Origin of the sequence: Protofrankia sp. CiT1, from assembly GCF_917627335.1 — a bacterium.
Lineage (GTDB): Bacteria > Actinomycetota > Actinomycetes > Frankiales > Frankiaceae > Protofrankia.
Map to the genome: position 1 here is coordinate 53,799 of NZ_CAKJTP010000009.1, position 6,432 is coordinate 60,230.

Here is a 6,432-nt window from a genome sequence, read left to right on the forward strand (position 1 = left end):
GATGCATGCCGCCCTGGTCCGGCCACGGTCCGCCGATGGATCTGGATCGATGTGGACGGCCCAGGCTGCCGGTGGCACGAAGCCGTTGCGAAAACCAAGGGAGACGGACTGTAACCATCGGTGGTCCCTGGTTGGATGCAACCACGTGGGCAGGAGGCGGTTTCGGTTCCGGACACCGTTGTCCCCTACTGTGGCCCACCGGTGTCCATCACGAAAGAACGAAAGAACGGGAGAGGTGAGGCGTGGGGCTGGCCGAGCGGCTCGCGGGCAAGCGTGTCCTCGTCACGGGGGCGACCGGCTTCGTGGGCGAGGCACTGCTGGAACGGCTGCTTTCCGACCTGCCCGGCACCGGGGTGGTCGTGCTCATCCGTCCCCGCGCGGGCAGGAGCGGGCAGGCCCGTCTTGCCGGTCTCGTGGCCAAGCCGGCGTTCGCGCCGTGGCGCGAACGCCTTGGCGCCGACGGCGTTGAACAGGTGCTGCGGGAGCGGGTCACGGTCCTTGAAGGCGATCTCGAACGGATTCCGGCCATTCCGGCGGATGTGGACACTGTCGTCCACTGTGCCGGCGAGGTGTCGTTCGACCCGCCGATCGACACGGGTTTCGCCACCAATCTCGGGGGTGTCCAGGAGCTGCTGCGGGCCATCCGCGACAGCGGCGCACGCCCTCATGTGGTGCATATCTCCACGGCGTACGTGGCGGGCCTGCGGTCGGGCCACGTGGCCGAGGGGCGCCTTGCGCACACCGTCGACTGGCGGGCCGAGCAGGCCGCCGCACAGCGGGCACGGCGTGCGGCGGAGGACGCGTCCCGGGCCCCGGAGACGCTGCGCGGGTTCCGGGCCGAGGCTGAAGGCGAGCACATCCGGGCTGGGGCGCAGACGGTCTCGCGAGAGGCTGAACGGCGTCGGCGCAGGTGGGTGGAGCGCCGGCTCGTCGACGCGGGCGGCGAACGGGCCCGTGTGCTCGGCTGGACGGACTGCTACACGTTCACCAAAGCGCTTGCCGAGCGCTACCTGGAGACCGAACGTGATGGTCTGCCGTTGACCATCATGCGGCCGTCCATCATCGAAAGCGCGTTGGCCCGCCCGTTCCCGGGCTGGATCGAGGGCTTCAAGATGGCCGAGCCGCTGATCCTCGCCTACGGCCGCGGGGAGCTGCCGGACTTCCCCGCGTCCCCGGACGGGATCATCGACATCATCCCTGTCGACCTGGTGGTCAACGCGATCCTGGCCGCGGCCGCGGCCCCGCCGCCGGCATCGGCCCCGGCGTACTACACGGTGTGTTCCGGTTTTCGTAACCCGCTGCTGTTTCGCGATCTTTACGAGAACGTCCGGGAGTACTTCGAGCGCCATCCGCTGTCCAAGCCCGGCCGTGGCGCTGTCGCGGCCGCGCACTGGCGGTTCGCCGGGGCCGCCACGGTCGAGGGCCAGCTGCGCCGTGGCGAGCGTTTCGCGGAGATCGCGGGAAGGGCGCTCGGGTACGCCCCACGCTCCGACCGGGTCCGCCAGGCCGCCCGTGACCTGGAGCAGTTCGATGAGCGGCTGTCGTTCCTGCGGCGTTACCAGGACCTCTACCGTTCCTACACCAAGGCGGAGCTGGTCTACGTTGATGACGCGACCCGCAGGCTCCACCAGGCACTCGATGCGGGTGACGCCGAGCGGTTCGGGTTTGACCCGGCCTGCTATGACTGGCGTACCTACCTGCAGGAGATCCATTTTCCGAGCGTCACCTCGACCTTCCGCGGCCCGGACAAGCCCCCGGCGCCGCCCCGGCGGGCGTCGCACGCCCTCGCCGGCGGTCCGGACACGCTCGCGGTGTTCGACCTGGATGGGACGCTGGTGTCCTCGACCGTGGTTGAGTCCTACCTGTGGCTGCGGCTGACCGACCAGACGTTCGCGGCGCGCGGGCGTGAGCTCGCGCAGCTTGCCCGCGCGCTGCCCGGGTACGTGCGGGCGGAGCGGCGCGACCGGGGGCATCTCATCCGAGCGGTGTACACGCGCTACGCCGGTGCCGATCCCGGCGAGCTCGCCCGCCTCGTCGACGAGGTAGCCGGTGACATCCTGCTGCGCCGGGTGAAGGCGGGGGCGATCCGCCGGATCCGCGAGCACCGCGACGCCGGGCACCGGACCGTCCTGCTCACCGGGGCGGTCGAGGTTCTCACCCGTCCGCTGGCGCCGCTGTTCGACGAGGTCGTCGCCACCCGGCTCGCGGTCGGGGCGGACGGGCGCTGCACCGGGCGCCTGGTATCGGCACCGCTGGTCGGTGACTCCCGCGCCGCCTGGCTGGATCACTATGCCAAGCGGGTGGGCGCGGATCTGGCGGCGTCGTGGGCATACGCGGACAGCCAGTCGGATCTGCCGATGTTGCGGGCGGTCGGCAATCCGGTCGCGGTCAACCCGGACCTGCCGCTGTACCGGGTGGCCCGCCGCTCCGGCTGGCCGATCGAGCAGTGGGCCTCGACCCGTGGTGAGCCACGCGCCGTGGTCGGCAGCCGGCATGAACGCACGATCCATGCCGCCGCCCGGGCTCGGGATCTTTTCGGCGGTGGGGCCGCAGCCCTGTCTCCGGGCGGCCGCGTCCGGACATCACGGCCGGGTGTCGATCGGTGAGCCGCGCGCTGGAGCTGTACCGGTCGATGCCCCGCTACCTGGCCACCCGGACGCTGTCGGGCCGGCTGCCGGCCCTGGCCGGCGCCGCGGCCGGGATGACAGCGCCGCTGCGGCTGACCGACGGGCCGGCGCCGGCCGTGCCGGGCGAGGGGTGGGTTCCGATCCGCCCGCGGCTGTCGGGGATCTGCGGGTCGGACCTGGCCACCGTCACCGGGCAGCTGTCGCTCTACTTCACGTCGCTGGTGTCCATGCCCTTCGTCCCCGGGCATGAGATCGTGGCCGACACCCAGACCAGCGTCACCCTCACCGATGGCACTGAGCTGCCGGCCGGCAGCAGGGTGGTGCTCGATCCGGTTCTCGGTTGCGCCGCCCGGGGCCTGCCCGCATGTGCTGGTTGTGCCGCCGGGCACACCAGCCGCTGTGACAATATCACTGTGGGTCACCTGTCCCCCGGTCTGCAGACCGGGTTCTGCGCGCGGACCGGTGGCGGGTGGAGCCGGTCCCTGGTTGCCCACCGCTCGCAGTTGTATCCCGTGCCGGCGGACCTGCCCGACGAGCGGGCGGTGCTGGTGGAGCCGCTTGCGTGCGCGGTACATACCGCGTTGCGGGCACGGGCCGGGGACGGCGACCGGATTTTGATCATCGGTGCCGGCTCGGTCGGGCTGTTCACGTTGCTGGCGCTGCGCGCCTACACCAAGGCCGGTCTGGTGACGGTGGTAGCCAAGCACCGTCACCAGGTGGAACGCGCGCGGCTGTTCGGGGCGGACGAGATCATTTCACCGGCGTCCGCGGTCGGCGGGGTGCGCCGTGCCACCCGTGCGCTCAAACTGGAACCGGAGGCCGGACCGCCGTATCTGCTCGGCGGCGTGGACATCGCGATCGACTGCGCCGGCAGCGCATCCTCGCTGTCGACGGCGCTGCGCGTCACCCGCGCCGGTGGGCGGGTGGTGCTGTCCGGTGTTCCCACCGGGCCGGTCGATCTGACGCCGCTGTGGTTCCGTGAGCTGGAGCTGGTGGGCACCTACGCGTCCAGCGCCGGTCGGGGGCTGGACGAGGGCGGGGCGGCGGGCGCGGCGGTGGCGCCGGCGGACTTCGTCCGGGCGCTGGAGCTTGCGGCAGCTGCCCCGTTGGACGGGGTTGTGTCGGCGGCCTACCCGTTGGACCGTTGGCGGGACGCGTTGGACCACGCGCTCGGCGCGGGCCGGCTTGGCGCGGTCAAAGTCGCCTTCGACCTGATGGCGCCCTGATGAGGCGAGTGTGCAATCTGTTCGTAAGGACTACAACATTCACTGGGACGCTTACTGGATGGCGGCTGGCGGCGGAAGCGCCGCTCAGCCGGACTCGCGCGTGAGGGGATCGCACAGGTGAGACCGGGGTTCGTGCTCGAGGTCGATGAGCGGACTCCTCCGCTGCTCGTACACCAGGGTGAGGGGTTCGGGCTGGAGCGTTTCCCGCTCGGCACGCGGGTCGTCTACCCGCCGGAGTCGCTGCCGGAGCTGGCTGACGTCGACGCGGCGATCGGCCGGGCGCTGGCCGAGCCGGAGAACAGCGAGCCGTTGCGGGCGCTGCTGCGGCCGGGGATGCGCCTCACGATCGCCTTCGACGACCTGTCGATTCCGCTGCCGCCGATGCGCCGGCCCGACATCCGCCAGCGGGTGATCGAGCAGGTGCTCACGATCGCGGCCGAGGCCGGCGTGGACGACGTGGTGCTTATCGTGGCGAACGCGCTGCACCGCCGGATGACCGCCGCCGAGATCGAGCGGACTGTCGGGGAACGGGTGTTCCGCTCGTTCTGGCCGGACAGCCTCTACAACCATGACGCGGAGGACAGGGACAATCTGACGCATATCGGCCTGACCGAGAACGGTGAGGACGTCGAAATCAACCGACGGGCCGCCGAATCGGACCTGCTGGTCTATGTCAATGTCAACATGGTGGCGATGGACGGTGGCCACAAGTCGGTGCCGATCGGGCTCGCGTCCTACAACAGCCTGCGCCACCATCACAACAGTCATACAATGATCCATTCGCGTTCGTTCATGGACCACACCCGTTCGGCCATGCACTCCTCGGCGTGGCGGATGGGCCGGCTGCTGGCCGATCACCTGAAGATATTCACGGTGGAGACGACCGTGAACAACGCCTCCTTCCCGTCCCGCTACGCCTTTCTGATGAAGCGGGAATGGGAGTGGTCCATCCGTGACCAGGCGATGGCGTTCGGGATGTCGAGGGGGCTCGCGGCCATGCCGGTCCGTCCTCGCCGCAAGCTCTTCCAGGATCTTGTCGCTGGGTACGGGGTGACCGGCGTGCACGCGGGCGAGACCGAGGCCGTGCACGCCAAGACGCTCGCGAACGTGCACCGCCAGCAGCTTGTCGAGGTGAACGGGCAAAGCGACGTGCTGGTCGTGGGCCTGCCCTACCTGGGGCCGTACAACGTGAACTCGGTGCTCAACCCGATCCTCGCGATGTGCCTCGGGCTCGGGTACTTCTTCAACATGTACCGAGGGCGGCCCCTGGTCCGCCGCGGCGGGGCGATGATCCTCTACCATCCGGTGACGCCGGAGTTCTCTCAGCTCCATCATCCGTCGTATGTGGATTTCTTCGAGGAGGTTCTCGCCGAGTCCACCGACCCGGCGACGATCGAGACCACGTTCGAGAAGCAGTACGCGACCGACCCCTGGTACACCCACCTGTACCGCACGTCGCATGCCTACCACGGCGTGCACCCGTTCTATATGTGGTACTGGGGTGCGCATGCCATGGATCACCTGGGGGATGTGGTGTGGGTCGGTGGTGACCGGGCCGCCTGCGCGCGGATGGGCTTTCGGGCCGCGTCCACCCTGGCGGACGCGTTGGAGATGGTGTCGGGCACGGTCGGCCGCGATCCGTCCATGACCTACCTGCACTCCCCGCCGCACGTCATCGCGGACGTGCGCTGATGGCGCCCCGCCCGGCCGGGGCCGGGCTGCGTGAGGTGGCCCGCGGCTGGCGCTGGGGGGCCAGGCCACCGGTACCGCGTTCAGCTGAGCCACACCAGCTACCGGCGGTGGCCAGAGAGTTCCCCACGGCCTGGGCGCGCACACCGGCGATGCGGGCGGCCCGGGTCGCGGCTCTCGAGGTCGGGATGCGCCCGCTCCTGGACGCGAATCTGTCGCTGTCGGTGACAGGACTGGACGCCATCGACGGGCTTCGAGCGCCCGCGCTCTTCGTGTCGAACCACGCGAGCCATCTGGACGCGCCACTGCTGTTGTGCGCGCTGCCGCGGCAGGTGCGCGACCACACGGCCGTGGCCGCCGCCGCCGACTACTTCTTCGGTAGCTGGTGGCGGGGGCTGGGCACGGCCTTCCTGTTCGCGACCGTACCGATCGAGCGCCGCGGGGGCGCCCCCTCGACCGCGCCCGCGGACCTGCTCGCGGACGGCTGGAATCTTGTGATCTTCCCGGAGGGGACGAGGTCGAGGGACGGCCAGCTCACCCGTTTCCGGTTCGGCGCGGCACATCTGGCGATCACCTGTGGGGTTCCGGTGGTGCCGGTCGCCATCCGTGGCAGTTTCGCCGCGATGCCACGCGGACGCGGGTGGACGCTGCCTGGCCGGCCGGCGGTGTCCGTGCGTTTTGGCCGGCCTCTGTGGCCAGCCAGTGATGATCTTCGTTTCTTCACCGACCGGATCTTCGGTGAGGTCTCCCGGCTGCTGGCCGAGGACGCCACGTCATGGTGGGAGTCGCTACGCGCCACGCCCGCCAGCCCGAACCCGCCCGCTCGGAGTGCGCGGACCGCTCACTGGCGCCGGGTCTGGCAGTCAACCGAGCCCGTCGGACGCGACACG

Annotated in this window: 4 protein-coding genes; all 4 read left to right on the plus strand. The window is 70.4% G+C overall.

Annotated elements, in window-relative coordinates; genetic code table 11:
- The first annotated feature begins 242 nt into the window (after window positions 1-242).
- On the plus strand, window positions 243-2,606 hold the full coding sequence (locus MJ785_RS03230; RefSeq protein WP_239312998.1) for an HAD-IB family hydrolase: 2,364 nt from the start codon (window positions 243-245) through the stop codon (window positions 2,604-2,606).
- Window positions 2,603-3,853 carry a zinc-binding dehydrogenase gene (locus MJ785_RS03235; RefSeq protein WP_239377474.1) on the plus strand — a complete coding sequence of 417 codons (1,251 nt, stop codon included), beginning with the start codon at window positions 2,603-2,605 and terminating at the stop codon, window positions 3,851-3,853. The genes MJ785_RS03230 and MJ785_RS03235 overlap by 4 nt, the downstream gene beginning before the upstream one ends.
- A 132-nt stretch (window positions 3,854-3,985) precedes the next feature.
- Window positions 3,986-5,545: a lactate racemase domain-containing protein gene (locus MJ785_RS03240; RefSeq protein ID WP_370651498.1), complete on the plus strand. Its 1,560-nt coding sequence runs from the start codon at window positions 3,986-3,988 to the stop codon at window positions 5,543-5,545.
- A partial coding sequence (locus MJ785_RS03245) for a lysophospholipid acyltransferase family protein (protein ID WP_239380013.1) occupies window positions 5,545-6,432 on the plus strand: 888 nt, incomplete at its 3' end. The genes MJ785_RS03240 and MJ785_RS03245, both read left to right, overlap by 1 nt.